Here is an 18,998-nt window from a genome sequence, read left to right as displayed (position 1 = left end):
CTCCGTCATTGTTCCATGTATTGCTCGAGGACCTTGTAGCCATGCCGGAGGAGGATTTCCTCATCCTGAAGAAACATGTGCTGCTTGGCACCGGATTCGAGTGCGGCATGCGTGTCCTCCATGGTGGCTGTATCCTCGAGCCACGCGTTCCGCTGCAGCACCTGCGCAAACTCCACGGCCCAGCGTTCACTGTTGGTCTTCGGCGGCTTCACGTAATACTTGCCTTCCCACAGCGTCTTGTTGTGCGCGAGCGGCCAGAACTGATGGGTGAACCAGATGCCTTCCGAAATGTGGATCAGGATATTCGGGAACACCACGCTCAGCTCGAACGAGAAATCACCGCGGCGGTCAGGGTTGACGCCCGGCGGCAACATCGACGAGCCCCGTTGCGCGACGAGCGACGCCCCCGTGATGCCGTTCGCGATGCCGGCGACCGGCGTCGGCGTGGCATTGAGCGTCAGGCAAATGCCCGTCGTACGGTGCTCGCCGAACAGCGCGACGTCAGTGAGCCCGCTCGAAAACACGTTCGGAAACGAGCCGGCATGGATGGTCGACACGTGATAGGCCTCGGAGAACGCGTCGAGCGCGATCTTCCAGTTGCAGTCGAGCACCGTGTTGTAGCTGAAGCACTGGCTCATCTCCTGGAACGGAAAACCCGCGAGATGATGGCCGAGGCCGCCGAGGTAGTCCTGCAGCGACCGCTCCGGCTCCGCGCTCAGGTTGATGAAGATGAAGCCCTCCCACACATCCGTATGAACCGGCGTCAGGCCGCTCGACGATTTCTCGAAGCACGACGGAAAGCGCTCTTCCTCCGGCACCTGCACGAGCTTGCCCTGGCCGTCGTAGACCCAGCCGTGGAACCGGCATGTGACGACCGCGGCCTTGTTCCGGCCGAAGGTTTCCTCGCCCTGCTCGACGACGACCTTGTTGCCCCGGTGCGAGCAGGTGTTGTGAAAGCCTCGGATCTTGCCGTCCTTGCCGTGCATCAGGATCACCGACGTCTTCGCGAAGTGGATCTTCTTGACCTTGTAGTCGCCGACGTTCGGAATTTCCTCGATGCGCCCGACCTTCAGCCACGTCTTCGAAAACACGCGTTCCTTTTCGCGTTCGTAGAATTCAGGCGATACGCATGGCTCCACGGGAATCGGCTCCGTGCCGAGTTCGGGGTACTTGGCTGCCCATCTCAGGGTATGGGTGGTTGTGTCCATCGCTGCTCCTCTCAATGAATCGATTCGTCGTCTGTTGTCCTGATGGCCGGCGCGCGGCTCACGCGCGCTCTGGCGCGCCGTCATCGAGCCCGTATTGCGCGCGCGCCAGGTGCGCGATGCCGAGCCGCTCGAGAATGGCCATCGGGCACAGGAACGTGACCCGCACGACGCCCGGCAATCGGCTGATCTCGATCGAGCCGGCGATCGTGGCCCGGTTCAGAATCTCGTCGTACGCAAGGCCCGTGACGTTCGCCGCACGCTGCAGGCCGTTCTTCGTTGCGTCGTTGAGCGTGGCCCCCGATCCGATGAAGGTGATCGGGGCGTTTTCTTCGATCTCGTGCTGTCCGTAGCGCTCGGCGAGCGCCCTCACGTGTGCCCGCTGCGCCGCGTTCATCGGCCGCGCCATCGGCGGCAGGTCGTCCGGCCGCTGGAGCAGGATCGGCCCGTCGAGCGTCAGCCCCTTGATCACCTCGACCTGCAGTTCGACCTCGCCTGCGACGTCGGTCGCGTGGCCGGCGATCTCCCCGTTGCCTTGTTGCGCGTGCATGTCGCCCATGTACACGCCGGCCCCGGGCACCTTGACGGGGCAAATGACGATCGCCCCCTCGCGGACGCTGTTGGTGTCCATGTGTCCGTCGGTCTTGTTGGCGTCGAGCGTTTCGCGCGACATGCCGAACGCATGTGGCGCATCGACGAGGAATGCCCCGAAGTCGCCGGCGTTGTGCGAGTCCGGCATGTCGACCGACGGGATCGTCCCGATGTTGCCGAGAAACGGCTGCATGTGCGCCGCCAACCCGCTCAGATCCGCGCGGGCGAGCGACAGGATCGAATGCTGCTCGGACAGCTCCGGCAAGCGCGCCATCTTGCCCGGCATCCCGGCGATGCGTTGCGCGGCATCCTTGTCGACGGTCAGCGACACACGGTTCTCGCGGTCGAGCACGATGACGTAACCGTGGCTGAAGCGGAACGCGTTGACCTCGGCGCCGCAGACGCTGCAGTGGATCGCGTCGTCGCCTGTCCCCTCGACATGGCTCGGCGGGCTTTCGGTTCCGCATGTGGTGCAGCGCTTCGCGACGAACGGGTCGCCGACGTAGCGGCCTTCGACAAACGCCATCACGCCTGACGACGTCGCGAGCGACGTCACGTCGCAGCGCAGGATCTTCAGCGCCACCGCGTCGCCAATTTCGGCGCCGTCGACGGCGACGGGCTGCGTGACCTCGTGTCCGCCCTGGAAGATCGGCGTGATCATCGGCCCCCAGCAACCGGGGGGCGTGCCCGTCACGATGCGCCCGCCGTTCCTGACGGGGCCGAGCATGGTCAGGCGTGGCCCGATGACGCCCCGCGTATAGGCGCTCACCTCGACGACGTCCCGAGGCGCTGCCGACTGGGGATGGCTCATTGTTGTCTCCTCGCTCGAGTGCGGAGCGAGGCATCGCGCCCCGCCTTCCGCTTCATGTTGATCAGTGCACTCAAGCGTAGGGAAATCGCCTGCGGGCCGTTATCCGGTCGGACAATTAGCGCGTTAGGTGATAACACTTAACGGCGTGCCGGGACGCAGGGCGCCGCTTTCCCGGTGCTATGCTGACAAACGAATTACCGCGAGCGCCGATGCCATGAATGCCGTCAGTCACCTGAGCAGGACCAACTACCAGGAAGTCTTCGTCTACGCGAACGACATCATGGTGATCCACGACATGGACACCGGCGAGATTCTCGAAGCCAACCGCAAGGCGTGCGAGATGTACGGCCACACGATCGAGGAATTGCGCGGGATGTCGATCGGCGATCTGACCCGGAACCATTACCCTTACGACACGGAAGGAGGCTTGGCGCGCGTCTGGGAAGCGCGCGATTCCGGCGACACCGTGATCTTCGAATGGGTGATCCGCAATGCGGCCGGTCGCGAAACGCCCGTCGAGGTGAGCCTCAAGCGCATCACGCTGAACGGCATCGACCGGGTCATTGCGATGGCCCGCGACATCACCGAGCGCAAGGAGGCCCATGCCGCGCTCAAGGAGCGCGAGCGGTACTACCGCAAGCTGATCGAGAGCTCGTCCGACGGCATCGCGATCCTTTCCGCCGACGGCGTCATCCGTTTCCTCGGGCCGTCGATCCATTCGCTGCTCGGTGTGTCGGCGCGGGTGCTCGTCGGCCGGTCGGTATACGCGTTCATCGCGCCGGAAAACGTCGAACCGGTTCGCGATGCACTGCGCTCGCTCGCGCCAGGCGCGAGCGTCAACCTCGGCTACCGCATCCGGCACCGCAACGGCACGTGGCGGATCCACGAGGCGCGCTGCCGGAACCTGCTCGACGATCCCGCCGTGAACGGGATCCTGGTCAATTTCCGCGACATCACCGAGCGCGTCAGGGCCGAGGAAACGGCGCGCGCGCGCGAGCTCGAACTCAGCCGGATCGCGCGCATCTCGACAACCGGCGAGATGGCCACCGCGCTCGCGCACGAACTGAACCAGCCGTTCTTTGCGATCGTCAATTTCGTCGCGGGTTGCCGCCGGCGCATCCAGTCCGGCAATTTTTCGGCCGGGGATCTGCTGCGCGCGCTGGAGCTGGCGCAACACGAGGCCGAGCGCGCCGGCCGCATCATCAACAAGGTGCGCGAATTCACGTGCAACCGCACTTACCAGCGCCAGCTCATCGATGTACGCACGCTCGTGCATGACCTCGCCGACCTGATCGCGTTGCGGGCCCGGCAAAACGACGTGACGGTCGCCTACGCGCTGGATGACGCACCGTGTGAAATCGAATGCGATGATGTGCTGATCCAGCAGGTCGTGATCAACCTCGCCGTCAACGGGATCGAAGCGATGGCCGGCTCCCCGCTCGAGCGCCGTGAACTGCACATCTCGGTTGCGAAACGGGCCAACGGGAATGTGCAGATCACCGTTGCCGATACCGGCCCTGGCTTGCCGCGCGTGAGCCCCGACCGGATCTTCGCGTCATTCTTCTCGACCAAGCACGCCGGCCTCGGCCTCGGACTGTCGCTTTGTCATTCGATCGTCGACACGCACGGCGGGCATCTGTGGGTCACGAGCGCGGAGACGCCGCCCGGCACCCGCTTCCACGTGATGCTGCCGCGTACGGCCGGTGCATAGCGGCTGCGGCTGCTTGATCGACGCGCGGCCACGATAAGCGAAAACCTGTATTCGCTAAGCAGTCGATCCAATTTACCCGTCAGGAAGCCGTCACTACCCTGAAGCCATGACGTCCCGCATGCAGCGGAATCGGAGCGGCACCGCGTGCCGATCCGTGCACGTCGACAACCAGGGAACACCATCATGACGGTAGCCGAGCACACGATTCACTTTCTTTGCCACACCTCCGACGTGCCGCGCGGATGCGCGAAACGCATCGAACTCGCCGGCCGCGCGCCGGTTGCGGTCTACAACCTCGACGGCCAGTTCCACGTGACCGACGATACGTGCACGCACGGCGAAGCCTCCCTTTGCGACGGCGAGATCGACGGCGACGTCGTCGAATGCCCATTCCACCAAGGCGCATTCGACATCCGCTCGGGCAAGGCCGTGGGCGCCCCCTGCATCGTCGATCTGAAAACGTATGCCGTCGTCGTCGAAGACGATGCCATCGGCATTCGCATCACCGATTGACGGAGGGTATCGACATGCCGGAGATCCTTCTCGACGGATCGGCGCACCGCTTTGCGTGCGATCCCGACGACACCGTGCTCGGCGCCGGCTTGCGGGCCGGTTTGGGCATGCCCTACGAATGCACCGCGGGCGCATGCGGCACCTGCAAGTTCGAGCTGCTTGAAGGCACCGTCGACGTGCTGTGGGAAGACGCGCCCGGGCTCTCGGCACGCGATCGCGCGAAGGGACGGCAGCTCGCCTGTCAATGCCGCCCGACAAGCGACTGCCGTATCAAGATCCGGCTCGACGACGCGTGCCGCCCCGAGCAGCCGCCTCTCAAACAGGTCGTGACGTTGGTCGCGACGGACGACGTCACGCATGACATCCGCGAGTTCCGCTTCCGCGCTGCGTCGTCCGCCGTGTTTCGCCCGGGACAATTTGCCGTGTTGCAATTGCCGGGAATCGCCGGCACGCGTGCGTATTCGATGGCGAACCTGCCGAACGACGACGGCGACTGGCATTTTCAGGTACGCCGCGTCGAACGCGGCGCCGGGTCGGCGATGTTGTTCGACCGCTTGAAGCCGGGCGACCGCGTGACGCTCGATGGCCCTTATGGCATGGCATTCCTGCGGACGGAACCGGCGCGCGACGTCGTTTGCATCGCAGGCGGATCGGGCCTTGCGCCGATGCTGTCGATCGCGCGCGGCATGACCGACGCCGGCATGCTGGGCGCACACCGGCTGCACTTCTTCTATGGCGCACGCACGCCGCGCGACGTATGCGGTGATGCGCAATTGCGCGCGCTGCCGGGCTACGGCGAACACCTCACGTTCCATCCGGCGGTATCGTCGCCCGACGGCGCCGATGGATGGTCTGGCCGCACCGGCTTCGTGCACCAGTATGTCGAGGACGTTCTCGGCGCGAACCTGGCCGCCCACGAATACTACTTGGCCGGCCCGCCACCGATGATCCAGGCGCTGCTGGACATGCTGCACACCCGCCATCGTGTACCGATGTCGCAGGTGCATTTCGACCGATTCTTCTGACCCGCCATGCTCACGTTACCGGTGCCGCTCCATGAATACGACTGATGCCGTCGGCCTGATCGCCGGGATCCTGACGACCCTTTCGTTCATTCCGCAAGTCGTCAAGATCAGGCGTTCACGCTCTGCTCGAGATATTTCGTACGCGATGTACACGTGCTTCATCGCGGGCGTGAGTTTGTGGCTGTACTACGGCATTGTGATCGGCGCGCTGCCGGTCGTGCTGAACAATGCGGTCGTCCTCCTGTTGGCCGTCGTGATCATCGTGCTGAAATATCGCGTCGAGCGTGTGGGCGAGGAAGAAACCCGGTGAAGACCGGGTGACCACTCAAGCATCATCATTGAAAGGCCGCCGGATCGCTTTCTCGGAAAACCGATCCGGCAAAGGTGACACGCGTCATTCTGTGCGGTTACCCGCCCAGCCCGCGGCGATGTTGCATTCGTTTGCCCGATACCGGTCGGCTTCGGGCGCTTTGTTTGCGGTATTCAGGTGTCGAAACGATGTCCATCGATGCCGCGCCGCGCTTTTCGCGTCGAAGCACGTGCTGCAATCAGGAAATCGGAAAATTGACGCGGGGGAATGGGAAAAGGGAAAGGAAACGCGTCGGTCTCGAAACTGCTGACCGACGCGTGCCGTTCAGGCGGACGGCGCCATCAGTTCGGCGATCGGCGACAGGCCTTGCTCGGGGCCCATCGCCGAATAGCCGCCGTCAACGGCCAGATTCGCCCCGGTGATGAACGATGCGTTGTCGGACACGAGAAACAGCACGGCATTGGCGACTTCCTCCGGCTCCCCAATGCGGCCGAGCATATGGAATTTCTCGGCGACGGCATTGGCCTTGCGTTTGTCACCGCCGGAAATCGCATCGAGCACGCCGGACCACGTCCATCCCGGCGACACCGCATTGACGCGGATCTTGTCCCGAGCGAGATCGAGCGCCTGGCTGCGCGTCAATTGCAGAATTGCCGCCTTGCTGGCCGGATACAACCAGCGCCCCGCCTGCGCGGCAGACGCGCTCGTCGATCCGAAATTCACGACTGCGCCGCCACCGGCTTCGCACATGAACGGATGCGCGGCCTGCAGCAGCAGGCACGCGCCAACCACGTTGATATCGAAGGCCGCGTGCCATTGCGCGCGCGTCGACGCGAGTGCTTCGTCGACATACGCGCAGGCCACATTGACCAGAATGTCGATGCGGCCAAACCGCGTGTGTGCGGCCTGCACGCAACCACGAACAGCCGCATCGTCGGCGAGATCCGTTTCGATGAACATCGCACGTGTGCCCAGCGAATCGGCCAGCGCGAGGCCACGCTCGACGTCGATGTCGGCGACCACGACATTCGCACCACCGTCGCACAGCGCACGCGCGACAGCGGCGCCGATCAACGTCGAGCCCCCCGTCACGATTGCGGTCTTTCCGTCGATGCCCCAGCATGTTGATGGATTCATTTCAGGTTTCCTGAAGGTCCGTGTCCAGCTGACGCAATGCGCCCATGCAGAAGACCAGCGGCGCTTGCTCGTGCCAGCGGAAGCGGTTGACCCGGCCGACGAATATCACGTGATCGCCGCCCGCGTGCACGGCCTCGTTCTCACATTCGAACTGCGCAACGGCGCCCGCGATCAGCGGCACACCGCCCTGCCCGTCGACCGCGTCGACGCCGGAAAACCTGTCGTCGATCGGCCTTGAAAAGCGCGCACATATATCCAGTTGGGAGCCAGCAAGCACGTTGACCGCGAAGAACCGGCAACGCTCGAACGCGCGCACATTCGGCGAGCGTCGCGCCAGACTCCACAGGATCAGCGGCGGGTCGATCGATACCGACGAAAACGAATTCGCCGTGAGCCCGATCCGGCGGCCCTCGTCATCGACGGTCGTGACGACGGTCACGCCCGTGGCGAAGCAACCGAGTGCGCGCCGGAAATCACCGGGCGCCTGCGGAATCTCGTGATGATGGCGCCATGCGCGCGCGACGATGTCGTGTTCAGGCTGCATCGCACGCCACCCGCTCCGCGACGAAGCGCCGCGCCTCCGACAAGTCGGCGATCCACGGCCAGAACTCGCTCGGACGCTGGAAGCAGCGCACGAAGTCGTCGGCCACCGCACGCTGGCTCGCCGCTGCGCGCAATACGTGCATCACCGCATCGCCCGGCGGCTCGAGCAGCGCATTCGTGAAGGCCGTCGTGTAGCTCGCCGACGCATCCCAGAACGCGTCGAACGTCCGCTGCATCCACGTGGCGTCGAACGGCTCGCGACCGTGCGCGTCGATTGCGTCGATCAGATGCACCGCCATGCGCGACGCGTTGTTCGCGCCCTGTCCCGCAATCGGATCGTTCAGGCACACCGTGTCACCGACGCCCATCACGACGCGCCCGGAATCGAGGCGGCCGACGGGATGGCGTACCGTCGGCGTGAATGCGCCTTTGAGCCACGCGTTCGGGTCGGTCAGTTGCGCATCGTCGAGCAGGCTTGCGTCTTCCGGCGAGAAATCACGCATGACGCCGCGGGCGATCTCGAGCAGTTCGTTGCCGTCCGTCGCGGACTGGAAGCGATCCATCTCGCCGCCGGGGCGTGCTTCGAACAGGAAGCTCCGGCATTCGCCAGCGGCATGCGTGTAAAACGGCAGCGAAAAGAACTCGCCGACGCCGAACACGAAATTGAACCGCAGCGGCCGAAAGTCGGCCTTCGGCCACGGGCGGTCGCCGACAATCCGGGGGCCCTTGAGCAGCATCGCCGCGAGGTTCCGCGGCGGCTTGTCGTGCACGCTTCGCACCTCGTCGCGCGCGAACAGCGCATTGATCGCACCTTTGCCGGACCCGATGAGCGTCAAGTCATTGGCACCGGCGATGTCGTTCAGCTCGCCGATGTCGACTGATTGAAAGACGAGGTTGCCGCCGCGCCGTTCGAATTCCTGGGTCCAGCGGGCAAACTTCGTGCGCTGGTCGATTGCCAGCCCCGACCGGTCATGCAGCCGGCCCTTGACTGTCATCACGCTCGCGCCAGACGGCTCGCGGAAATCGACGAGCATCCCTTCACCGGCGGGCGCCACGTCTTCCCAGAAATTCAGGCCGAGCCGGCGCTCCCAATCCAGCGTTTCATTGAACAGAAACGCGGTGCTCGGGATCTTGCCCGCGAGCAGTTGATCAGGCGTGCGGTCCGTATACAGCGTGATGTCGTATCCGCGATCGAGCAAACCGAACGCCAGATGAAACCCGGCCTGCCCGCCTCCTACGATTCCGATCCTTCTCACGTTGCGTGTCTCCTGTTTGTTGAGGTTATGCGTAGCGTAGGAGGTCGTATATGGCCGGTAAATTCGCTCGGATACTTACGACGATAGATGGAAGCACTTATGTGCCGCGGCGCTTGCGGCGCCAGGGAACATCCCCGTCACCCGCGCTGGCCAGGGTTGGTTCAATTTTTCTTGATGTTCAAGATTCGTGAACGACGGGTATTCTTGAACCATTGGCGTGTTCAACATTTCAATCCGTTCACGGTGCGTGTGCACTCAAGAAAACTGAACGGAGTTGTTGATGAACACATCAACGGTTGAGCCACATCCACTGGTTGAGGCGGCCGCGCAGGCTTTCAGTGCAGCCTCGGGCATTGACACGTGTGTGAGCGCGCCGCCCCCCCATACGAAGTACGATGGAACTGTTGAATTCGGGCTGGAACCTCGAATCAGCCGCCTGGCTATGGTGGTCCAGTCAATTGACCGTCAGGAGCGACTCGCGGCCGTAACCGCCACCGCCCGAGCCCGAATGCAAGATGCGGGACATTTACTGCTCGTCACGTCGTATCTCACGCCGATCCTCATTGACGCCTGCCGCACGCTTGGGATCAATGCGATCGACGCGTCCGGCAACGCATTTCTGCGCGAGCAGAAGAACATCATTCTGGTATCAGGCCGGCCGCGTGCAACGACGGTTGGTCGTTCCAGGCCCAGCCGGTGGTCCAAGCGGTCCTTGCAGGTCATCCTGGCGCTGCTGGTCAAGCCCGCGTTGGTCAACCAGGGCCGACGCGACATCGCTGGATTTGCCAAAGTCAGCACGGGTACCGCGCAGATCACGGTGCAGACCTTATTGCAGCGCAGGGACCTGATCCAGCGCTCCGACGGATCGACGGCCTTCGCCGATTACGACCGGTTGCTTGATGAATGGGTCACCTTGTATCCCTCGCTGCTGCGACCGTCTCTGCAACTCGGCCGGTATCGTGCGGCGGCCCCGGACTGGTGGGCCGAGATGGCCTCCCCCAATTCCGACTGGATGTTCGGCGGCGAGTCGGCCGCGGCACTCGTGACGCACTACCTGAAACCCGAGATGATCACGGTGTACAGCCAAAAAGGTATCCCCAAGGAGCTGATCACTCGCGCCCGGCTGCGGCCAGATCCGACGGGCAACGTTGAAGTTCTGACGACACCAGTCGTATTGGGCCCTACTCCAGGTCTCGTCGATAACGTCGTCTATCCCGCGCTCGTCTACGCGGATCTCGTCGCAAGCGGTGATTCGCGCAACCTCGAAACCGCCCGGATGATTCGTGACCAATACATCAAACATGCCAATCAAGCTGCTTGATAGCCACCCATTTCCCGAGATCTCAGTTGCCGTATTGCGTGAAGTCTCATTCGCAGCGAATGCCGCCGGTGCGCAATGGTTCGTCGGCGGCGCGACGGCGCGCGACATCCTTACCACGCACCGCTTCGGCATCGAACAGTCGCGCGCTACCGCCGACGTCGATATTGGCGTGAGCATTGGGAACTGGCAAGGCGACCGAGCACTGCGCGCCACCCTTGTCGCAACGGGGCGATTTGAGCAAAGCGAAGAGGCGCAACGACTGAACTACGTTGTTCCGGAAATCGAGCACCGGACGTGGCTGGACATCGTGCCGTTTGGGGGCATCGAGGAAGACGGTGAGCGAGAGATCGGTTGGCCCCCGGATGGGGCGGTTCGGATGAACGTCGCAGGTTTTGAAGAAGCGCTGCAGGCGGCCCTGGAGATTGAATTAGCCTCCGATCTTGTCGTTCTCGTCGCCTCATTGCCTGCCCTCGCGATGTTAAAGATCATCGCGTGGCGAGACAGACACACGCAACATGCCAGAGATGCTACCGATCTGCGGTTCCTGCTCGCGAAGTATGCTGAGGCCGGTAACCATGGGCGCCGAAAAGGATCGCCTGGCCAAGACAGCACAAGCGCTTGCACCCATGCTGCGCAGCATCTCGAGCAAGCGCATGGAGCAAGCCAAGTACGAGGGTGTGGAGAACCCATACGCAGAGTCCAACATCAAGATCGTGGTGACCGATCAGGAGAACTGGCAGCGCGTCCAGAAGGAGATCCAGAGCCTCGAGTTCCAGTACTTGGTTGCCCGCAACGCAGCAAGGCGCAACGTTCCAGCGCGCGGATGCGGGGCTCTCGCTGCGCAGCAGGTTGACCTGGTCGTCGGTCTGCAAGGGACGGCGGATCAGACGTCAGCGCCCTGCCCGTCCAAGATCAGCTCTTCGACACTGCGTGAGCTTTAGCGGCCGCCGGTTGCTCGGCGCCGGGAGCTTCGATGGCTGCTGCACTCACGCCTGACGATCCATATCGGGTATTCAGTAATCCGGTCGTTCTGTTGGTGCTCACGCCCGCCTGGTCGTGGCCTGCGCGGCCAGCGCGGCCCGCTCGATCCAGCTGATGGCCGCCGCATCGTGCTCGCCCGGCGCGGGCTTGCCGATCAGGAAGCCCTGCACCTCGCGGCAGCCGGCTTCCGTGATGCACGCCAATTGCTCCTCCGTCTCGACGCCTTCCGCGACGGTCGTCACGCCGAGACGCTTGCCGAGATCGGCCACCGCGCGCACGACGGCCGCGCAGTCCGGGCGCGTGACCGCATCGCGCACGAAGCTGCCGTCGATCTTGATCTTGTCGAACGGGAACGCGCGCAGATGCGCGAGCGACGAGAAGCCCGTGCCGAAGTCGTCGAGGGCGACGCGCACGCCCATCGAACGCAGCGCGCGCAAGTCCGCAATGGCCTTGCCCTCGTCGTGCAGCAGCGCGGTTTCCGTCACCTCGATTTCCAGCCGGTCGGGCGTAAGGCCCGCGCCGGCCAGCGCCGCCGCGAAGGCCGGCGCGATCGTGCCGTGGCCGAGCTGCCCCGCCGACACGTTGACGGCGACGCGCGCGCCGTCCGGCCAGCGCGCCGCCTGCCGGCATGCCTGGTCGAGCACGAAGCGGCCGAGCCGGTCGATCAGGCCGCCGCGCTCGGCCACCGGAATGAAGCGGCCCGGCGAAATCCAGCCGGAGCGCGGGTGATGCCAGCGCAGCAGCGCCTCGCGCGTCGTGATCTGGCGGGTCCGGACATCGACGATCGGCTGGTAGAACACGTACAGCCCTTGGTTCTCGTCCAGCGCGAAGCGCAGCTGCGACTCGAGCGCGACCTGTTCCTGCGCGCTCGTTTCCATGTCCGGCGAGAACATCCGGTACGTGCCCTTGCCTGCTTTTTTGGCCGCGTAGAGCGCCATGTCCGCGCGCGACAGCAGCACCCCGGCGGCGTCGCCGTGATGTGGCGCCAGCACGCAGCCGATCGACGCGCCGATGCGGATCTGCTGATCGGGCGACGGCGCGTAGGGCGCGACGAGCGTGTCCACGAGCCGCGCGGCCGCGCCCATCGCGCCGTCCGCATCGGTGTCGCGCAGCAGTACCGCGAATTCGTCGCCGCCGATGCGCCCGAGCATCATGCCCGGCTCGGGGCACTGCCCGCGCAGGCGTTCCGCGACCTGGCGCAGCACCTCGTCGCCCGCCGAATGCCCGCGCGCGTCGTTGATGAGCTTGAAGCCGTCGAGGTCGATGAAGAGCAGCGCGAGCACCTTGTCCGAGCGGCGCAGGCTCGCGTCGAACTCGGCGAGGAACGTCGCGCGGTTCGGCAGGCCGGTGAGCGAATCGTGATGGGCGAGCTGATGGATCCGCGCCTCCGCCTCGGCCTGCTGCGTGACGATCGACCACGACAGCATCGGGCCGATGTAGCGCCCTTCGGTGTCGCGCACGGCCGAGACCTGGATGTCGAGCACCTCCGGCCCGAGCCGGATGCGGGCGCGATGCGGCAGGTTCGCCGGATCGGCGAGCATGCGGCGCTGGTGTTGCGGGTGCGGGTGGAAGAAGTCGATCGACGCGCCCAGCGCGTCGTCTGCGCGGATCGGCAGCAGGTGCTCGATCGAGCGCAGCAGGTTGCGCGACGTCGCGTTCAGGTAGTTGATGCGGAACGTCTCCGGGTCGGCCGTCATCACGGCGACCGGCATGTCGTCGATCATCCGCATCAGCCGCGTCTGCGCCTGCTCGCGAATGCGCGATTCGGCCTGCGCGTCAACGGTGCGCAGGAAGCCACGGTAGTTGACCGAGATGACGGCGATCAGCGCCGCCGACACGAAGGCCATGTTGAGCGCGGTGGCGACGAGCGTCGGCTGGCGCGTCGAGATGAAGAACGCGATGAACGCGACATTGACGATCACGGCCACGCTCAGCGCGGCCGTGCGCAGGTACATCAGGCTGAAGATGCAGCCGATCACCGTGATCGCCATGTAGAACGCGACCTGGGCCTGTTGCCACGCGTCGCCGTACGGGAACAGCAGCAGTGCCCACGTGGTGAACGTCACCGCGATCGGGATCACCAGCCAGGTCGTGACCGTGAGCGCGCGCGACACGGTTTCCGGCGTCGGCTCCAGGAGCCGGGCCTTCCGCCAGTGCAGCAGGCGCGCAAGCGACGCGAGCGTCATCGCGGCCGGCATCGCGACCGTCAGCCAGAGCGGCGCACTGCCCAGGTGCGTGACGGCGAGGCTCCAGGTGCTCGAGACGAGGATCAGGTACATCACCGGGAGCTGGCCGGCGAATACCCGGTATTGCGCCGCGAGCAGATCCGGGTTCCGGGCCGGCGCCGCGATGCTTGCCAGTCTTGCCATCCGTGCTTTGTGGTTTTTCATGTGAGCCTAGCCTGCTGCAACCCGGGTTCAGGTTGCCGTGTCCGGCGTCGTCGGGTGCCCGCGCTGGCCCGGTTCCATGTCGGCCATGACAGCCGCTTCAGGCACGGGAGCCGGCGCGCGGGCGCTGTTGTTGCCGGTCAGCGAAATCTGCCCGCTGCCGACAATCTCGTTGAGTGGTGCGGGCCGGCCGAGGAGAAAGCCCTGCGCTTCGTCGCAGCCTTCCTCGGCCAGCAGCGAAAGCTGGTTGTGCGTTTCGATGCCTTCGGCCAGGATCGGAATGCCCAGGCTCTTGCCGAGCGCGAGCACGGCCCGGATGATCGCGCGATCCTGCGGTTTCGCTTCCGCGTCCGCGACGAACGACTGGTCGAGCTTGATGCGATCGAACGGGAACGAGCGCAGCGTGTCGAGCGACGAATATCCGGTGCCGAAGTCGTCGAGCGCGATGCTCACGCCCAGCGCCTTGATCTGCCGCAGCGTGTCCAATGCGCGCTCGCGGCCGGCGAAGATCGTCGACTCGGTCAGTTCGAGCTGCAGGCGCGACGCCGGCAGGCCGGTTTCCTCGAGCACCTGCGCCACGAGCGCCGTCAGGTCGGTGTGCATGAACTGCATGGCGGATACGTTCACGGCGACGGCATAGGGCGGCTCCCACGTGGCCGCCCGCGCGCACGCTTCGCGCAGCACCCACGCGCCGATGTCCAGGATGACGCCGTTTTCCTCGGCGAGCGGAATGAACTCCGTGGGCGGAATCGTTCCGAGCGTCGCATGCTGCCAGCGCAGCAGCGCCTCGTAGCCGCGGATCTCGCCGGTCGCGAGCGAAGTCTGCACCTGGTAGTGGATGCTCAGCTGGTTGTCGGCCACCGCGCGGCGCAGGTCGGCCGCGAGGCTGCGGCGCGCACGGACGATCAGGTCCATCGCCGGCTCGTAGAAGCAGATCGGTTGCGCGATGCTGCCCTTGGCGCGGTACATCGCGAGGTCCGCGCTGTTGATGAGGATTGCCTTGGTGGTCGCGTCGTCCGGGTAGATGGCGACGCCGAAGCTCGCGCCCGGCACGACTTCGTAGTCGTCCACCCTGACCGGCTTGTAGAGCGCCGCCTCGAGCCGCCCGAGCAGATCCATCAGGCGCGTGCCGTCGTCCATCCGGCAGAGCGCCGCGAATTCGTCGCCGCCGATGCGGGCGACGAATTCGCCGTCGCACAGCAGGTTCGTCATGCGCCGCGCGAGGATGCGCAGCACCTCGTCGCCGGCGTGGTGGCCGCGCAGGTCGTTGATTTCCTTGAAGCGGTTCAGGTCGATGCCGATCAGCGCGAGCTTCGTGCCGTGCTCTTGCGCGAGCCCGATTTCGAGGTCCAGCCGTTCGTTGAAGCTGGCCCGGTTCGGCAGGCCGGTCAGCATGTCGCTCAGCGCCAGCCGGCGCAGGTGCTCGAGCGATTCGGCCCGCACGTTGCTGTCGATCACGTAGCTCACGAGCCCCGTGCAGACGATCACGAGCGACATGCCCGCGACTGCCAGCGCCAGCGGGCGCAGCGTGCTCATGTCGGTCCACGCGCCGTCGAGCGTCAGCGGCGTGATGCGTAGCGCGGACATCCCGGTGAAATGCAGTGCAAGGATCGCGAGCGACAGCACGCCGGCCATCTGGTTGACTGCGTGCGGCGACGGCCGCAGCGCGAGGTGCAGCGCGAGCGCCGCGAGGGTCATCGACAGCAGCACCGACGCGATCAGGTAGTCGACGTCCCACGACACGATACCCTCGACCCGCCACGCGAGCATGCCGGTGTAGTGCATCAGCACGATCGCGATGCCGACGATCGCGCCGCCGACCGCGGGCGCGGCCTTCACGGTGCGGCAGGTCGTCAGCGCGAAGCCGATCGTGCTGCCGCCGACCGCGATGAGCAGCGACAGGAGCGTGAGCGGCAGGTTGAAGTGCACGGGCGCGCCGGCGTCGAAGCCGAGCATCGCGACGAAGTGCGTGCACCAGATTGCGACGCCGGCCGAGATGGCCGTCAGCACATGCCAGCCGAGCCGCTGCGTGCCGGTCGTGTTTACCGTGCGCTGGAACAGGCGTGCGGTGACCCACGAGCCGGCCCCGCACAACAGCGCGGCAAGCAACACCAGCCAGAGATTGTGCCGATGAACGATGCACCCGAAAACTGTCGCCAAAACCTTCCTTCCCCTATCCGTCGCGTTGGCTGATGCCGTTCCTGATCGAAACGGCGAGGCGATGCCGCTTCGATCAGGAACGCCTTCAAGGTATCGGCATGTGATGAATTAACTGAATGCCGGGCGGCTGGGCGCAAACGATTGCCCGAAAGATATTTTTTTTTCTGAAAAAAGTGCCGGAACGAGGTGTCGGGTTTTGGCTTGCAGGAAGGTTGCCGACACCCCTCAGGGAGCTTACTCACCGTCCCCACACGCACCCGCTCTTGCCTGACCCGCATATGACCAGACATTCAACCGCCCAGCCTGCGTTTCCGGCATCGCTGGAAACGCCCCTCCATCGTCGGTCAAAAGACCATGCTCGAATATATTTCGGATGACTACGTAGTTATTCAGGGTAAATACCGATCCTGGCCCGCTCACGCGGTGCCGTCACCCTTATCCCACACGATCCTGTCGAAGATCGCCTGCAGCTTCGCTCCGCGCGCGTCGTTTAGCATCGTCGCGTGCGCGACACGTCCCGCGAGATAGCGAAAATCCGGATGCGCGACGCGGTTCTGCGATGCCGGCCCGTGCCGGACGCAGTTGGTCAGCATCGCCTTCAGCGTGTCGAATTCGTCGCGGGCAAGATTCGGGTGCCGGTTGACGACGACGCCCGCGAGCCGCTGTCGCACGCCTCGGCGCATCACGCGCGTCTTGCGCCACTGCAGCGCGAACCCCTCCTCGAGCGCGATCGCGCCGACCCTGGCCGGCAACCGGTCGGCCGTACGTGCCAGGACAGCGCCACCGGAAAACGCGAGATCGTCGGCATAGCGCGTATAGCTCGCGTCGAGCGAACGCGCCAGCGCGGCAAGCCGCGTGTCGAGCCGGAATGCGCACAGGTTCGCGAGCGCGGGCGACGTCGGCGCGCCCTGCGGCAGATGCCGGTTGCGATAGCGCTGACGGCCGGACCAGTCGAGCCTGTCGCGCAAGTCGGGCGCCAGCAGCCGCGCCGACGGCACGCGGTTGGTGCACAGCGCGGTCAGCGCCCTTGCAACTTCGAGCGGATAGCCGAGCGTGCGGAACAGCGCATGGATGCGCGCCGCACGGATCGACACGAAGAAATCGGCGAGATCGAAGCGGATCACGACGTCGCGATCTGCGTGCGGTGCGGCGAACGATACGATGCCGCGTCCTTTGCGAAAGCCGTGCGCAGCGTGATGCGGCGGTACGCGATCGAGCAATCCGTGCAGGATGTGGCGTTGCGCTTCGCGCAGGTGCCCTTTCGGAATCTCGACGAGACGGCAACCGCCGTCGCGCTTGTCGAACGCGCGGTACGTGTAGTGATGCAGCGGCATTTCGCTGCTGCGTGGCGCGACCCGCCAGCGATCGGCGAGCCAGTCGAGCTCGGGCACGCTCAGTCCGAGCCAGTCGGCGAGATCGCCCGACCAGCCGTCAACGCAGGCCACTCGGCGCCTGCCCCGGCAGGAATCCGCCCGCGAACCCGGACAAGCTCGGGAAGCTGGCCGCCTGAGCGGGCGCGGCCGCCACCGCATCGCTGGCCGGCAAGCTCAGGCCGGGCGCGAGGTAAAGGAACTTCCACTTCCTGTAAGTCTCCTCGCCCTCGAAATCCGAGTAGCGCTGCGGGAATCCCGCGCGCTTGACGCTCGCCAGATCCGAGCTGCTGTAGATGCCATAAAAGCGATCGCCCCGCCACAGGAAGCTCCAGTCGTTGCGTCCGGTGAGCGGATCCGGATACGCGCGGCGCAGATGATGCAGCGGCTTCGGCGTGCGGGTATCTTCCAGCAGATCGTCGACTGTCTGTGGGTAAGCGCGACCCAGCTGGTAGTAGCGCACGATCGCCCGCCGGTACTGGTCGCCGACGAACAGCAACTGCTTCTCCTGCTCGCGGCGCCGTTGCAGCGCCCACACATCCAGCGCGCCGGACAATGCGATCGACATCAGCATCAGCGCGATCAGCAGCGCCAGCAGCACGAGCCCGCGCTGACGCGCGGCATGCGGGCGGCAGCGAATTGCATGTGCCCGTGCATGCACTTTTGCATGCGCCTTTGCGCGCGCGATGCGGCAGGCAGCCCGGCTGGCATCGCTCATTTCGCCGCTCCCGCCGCTCCCACCGTATGCGGCGGCTCGCCCTGCGGGCTGCTCGCGGGTGCAATGTCGTAGACACCCGGCTTGGTCTCGTCCGGCGAAGCGATCACCGCCCATTTGTCGTCGCCGTTCACCGGATCGAGCGGGATCGCGCGCAAGTAATGCTTCGCGACCAGTGCGTCGAGCGTTTCCGGGTACTCGCCGTTGTCGCCGTAGTATTGGTCGATCGCGTTGCGCACCACCGCGACGTTCTGCTGCCGCACCTGCTCCTTCCCGCGCTCGATCGCATGCATGTAACGTGGCAGCGCCAACGTCAGAAGCAGGCCGATGATGGCCATCACGACCACGATTTCAATCAGCGTGAATCCGCGCGGCCTGCGCATGCGAGCGGGTTTCATGATCTACGGTCACCATTGTTTGTACGGAATGCCGTTGATGCCGACGCGATCGGATTTCGAGGTCACGTCGAACACGTCCTTGCCGGCGTCCGCGCTCCCGGACACGTCGCCAGCCGCCTGATCCGGCGGCGTTCCGTACGCGCGCACGGCCCAGGTGTCCTCGGCCGGCGTATCCGGGTCGCCCGCGAAGAACGGATCGCGCGGCACCCGGCGCAGGAACATCAACAGGCCGCCTTTCGGATCCCGCGCGTCCTTCACGCCCGTGACGAGCACGGTCAGCGACGGCGGATAGCCGGATGCCTCCGCGTCCTTGTCGATCTTTCCCGCGTCGCTCGCGTCCTTGTACGCGTCGACTGCGGTGCGGATCTCTCGCAACGCGGCGCTCAACTCCTGCTCCCTCTGCCGCTGCACGATCAGTTCGGAAAACGGCATGATCGCGAGCGCAAGAATCCCCACGAGCGCTAGCGTGATCACCATCTCGATCAGCGTGAAGCCGCGCCGGCCGCGCCGGCCATGACGACCGGTGCCGCCGACGCGCGTCGTGCCGTTCCGCGTGGCCACGGT

General features: G+C 65.2%; 16 protein-coding genes and 1 pseudogene. 6 read left to right on the top strand and 11 right to left on the bottom strand.

What is annotated here, in order from left to right; translation table 11 throughout:
* Nucleotides 1–5 precede the first annotated feature (5 nt).
* Together DID96_RS04470 and DID96_RS04465 are read right to left on the bottom strand one after the other, a co-directional pair.
* A complete protein-coding gene (locus DID96_RS04470) occupies nucleotides 6–1,208 on the bottom strand; it encodes an SRPBCC family protein (protein WP_124598032.1) in 1,203 nt (400 codons plus the stop codon).
* A 58-nt stretch (nucleotides 1,209–1,266) separates the two neighbouring features.
* Nucleotides 1,267–2,607 carry an acetamidase/formamidase family protein gene (locus DID96_RS04465; protein WP_124598031.1) on the bottom strand — a complete coding sequence of 447 codons (1,341 nt, stop codon included), beginning with the start codon at nucleotides 2,605–2,607 and terminating at the stop codon, nucleotides 1,267–1,269.
* A gap of 214 nt (nucleotides 2,608–2,821) precedes the next feature.
* Between DID96_RS04465 and DID96_RS04460 the strand changes: the two genes are divergently transcribed.
* From DID96_RS04460 to DID96_RS04445, 4 genes are all read left to right on the top strand, one after another.
* Entirely contained in the window at nucleotides 2,822–4,318 is a 1,497-nt protein-coding gene (locus tag DID96_RS04460; protein WP_124598030.1) for a PAS domain S-box protein, read from the top strand.
* A 183-nt stretch (nucleotides 4,319–4,501) separates the two neighbouring features.
* Nucleotides 4,502–4,831: a non-heme iron oxygenase ferredoxin subunit gene (locus DID96_RS04455; RefSeq protein WP_124598029.1), complete on the top strand. Its 330-nt coding sequence runs from the start codon at nucleotides 4,502–4,504 to the stop codon at nucleotides 4,829–4,831.
* A gap of 14 nt (nucleotides 4,832–4,845) precedes the next feature.
* Entirely contained in the window at nucleotides 4,846–5,856 is a 1,011-nt protein-coding gene (locus tag DID96_RS04450; RefSeq protein ID WP_124598028.1) for a 2Fe-2S iron-sulfur cluster-binding protein, read from the top strand.
* Nucleotides 5,857–5,887: 31 nt separating this feature from the next.
* Nucleotides 5,888–6,166: a SemiSWEET transporter gene (locus DID96_RS04445; RefSeq protein WP_124598027.1), complete on the top strand. Its 279-nt coding sequence runs from the start codon at nucleotides 5,888–5,890 to the stop codon at nucleotides 6,164–6,166.
* Nucleotides 6,167–6,490: 324 nt separating this feature from the next.
* On the opposite strand, the gene DID96_RS04440 is transcribed toward DID96_RS04445, so the two are convergent.
* From DID96_RS04440 to DID96_RS04430, 3 genes are read right to left on the bottom strand one after another with little or no spacing between them, the layout of a single operon-like run.
* The gene (locus DID96_RS04440) at nucleotides 6,491–7,303 is read right to left on the bottom strand and encodes a glucose 1-dehydrogenase (RefSeq protein ID WP_124598026.1); all 813 of its coding nucleotides are present in this window, start codon (nucleotides 7,301–7,303) and stop codon (nucleotides 6,491–6,493) included.
* A gap of 1 nt (nucleotide 7,304) precedes the next feature.
* Entirely contained in the window at nucleotides 7,305–7,847 is a 543-nt protein-coding gene (locus DID96_RS04435; protein WP_124598025.1) for a flavin reductase family protein, read from the bottom strand.
* On the bottom strand, nucleotides 7,837–9,102 hold the full coding sequence (locus DID96_RS04430; protein ID WP_124598024.1) for a styrene monooxygenase/indole monooxygenase family protein: 1,266 nt from the start codon (nucleotides 9,100–9,102) through the stop codon (nucleotides 7,837–7,839). Before DID96_RS04430 ends, DID96_RS04435 begins: the two co-directional genes overlap by 11 nt.
* 280 nt (nucleotides 9,103–9,382) lie before the next feature.
* Here DID96_RS04430 and DID96_RS04425 point away from each other — a divergent pair, with 280 nt between their 5' ends.
* Both DID96_RS04425 and DID96_RS04420 read left to right on the top strand, forming a co-directional pair.
* Nucleotides 9,383–10,423 carry a type IV toxin-antitoxin system AbiEi family antitoxin gene (locus DID96_RS04425; protein ID WP_124598023.1) on the top strand — a complete coding sequence of 347 codons (1,041 nt, stop codon included), beginning with the start codon at nucleotides 9,383–9,385 and terminating at the stop codon, nucleotides 10,421–10,423.
* A complete protein-coding gene (locus DID96_RS04420; RefSeq protein ID WP_124598062.1) occupies nucleotides 10,404–11,276 on the top strand; it encodes a nucleotidyl transferase AbiEii/AbiGii toxin family protein in 873 nt (290 codons plus the stop codon). Before DID96_RS04425 ends, DID96_RS04420 begins: the two co-directional genes overlap by 20 nt.
* Nucleotides 11,277–11,463: 187 nt before the next feature.
* On the opposite strand, the gene DID96_RS04415 is transcribed toward DID96_RS04420, so the two are convergent.
* The 6 genes and pseudogenes from DID96_RS04415 to DID96_RS04390 form a co-directional block, all read right to left on the bottom strand.
* A complete protein-coding gene (locus DID96_RS04415; protein WP_124598022.1) occupies nucleotides 11,464–13,794 on the bottom strand; it encodes a bifunctional diguanylate cyclase/phosphodiesterase in 2,331 nt (776 codons plus the stop codon).
* A gap of 27 nt (nucleotides 13,795–13,821) precedes the next feature.
* Nucleotides 13,822–15,951: a bifunctional diguanylate cyclase/phosphodiesterase gene (locus DID96_RS04410; RefSeq protein WP_124598021.1), complete on the bottom strand. Its 2,130-nt coding sequence runs from the start codon at nucleotides 15,949–15,951 to the stop codon at nucleotides 13,822–13,824.
* 416 nt (nucleotides 15,952–16,367) lie between these two features.
* Nucleotides 16,368–17,372, bottom strand: a pseudogene (locus tag DID96_RS04405) (reverse transcriptase family protein); the annotation flags it as partial.
* A gap of 10 nt (nucleotides 17,373–17,382) precedes the next feature.
* Nucleotides 17,383–18,039 carry a type II secretion system protein gene (locus tag DID96_RS04400; protein WP_311767721.1) on the bottom strand — a complete coding sequence of 219 codons (657 nt, stop codon included), beginning with the start codon at nucleotides 18,037–18,039 and terminating at the stop codon, nucleotides 17,383–17,385.
* Complete coding sequence (locus tag DID96_RS04395) at nucleotides 18,036–18,434, bottom strand: type II secretion system protein (protein ID WP_124598020.1); 399 nt, start codon at nucleotides 18,432–18,434, stop codon at nucleotides 18,036–18,038. Before DID96_RS04395 ends, DID96_RS04400 begins: the two co-directional genes overlap by 4 nt.
* 9 nt (nucleotides 18,435–18,443) lie before the next feature.
* Nucleotides 18,444–18,995 carry a type II secretion system protein gene (locus DID96_RS04390; RefSeq protein WP_124598019.1) on the bottom strand — a complete coding sequence of 184 codons (552 nt, stop codon included), beginning with the start codon at nucleotides 18,993–18,995 and terminating at the stop codon, nucleotides 18,444–18,446.
* Nucleotides 18,996–18,998 lie beyond the last annotated feature (3 nt).

This window comes from Burkholderia sp. Bp8963 (genome assembly GCF_003854275.1).
In the GTDB taxonomy this organism is placed as follows: Bacteria; Pseudomonadota; Gammaproteobacteria; order Burkholderiales; family Burkholderiaceae; genus Burkholderia.
This window is presented reverse-complemented; position numbering and strand designations above follow the sequence as displayed.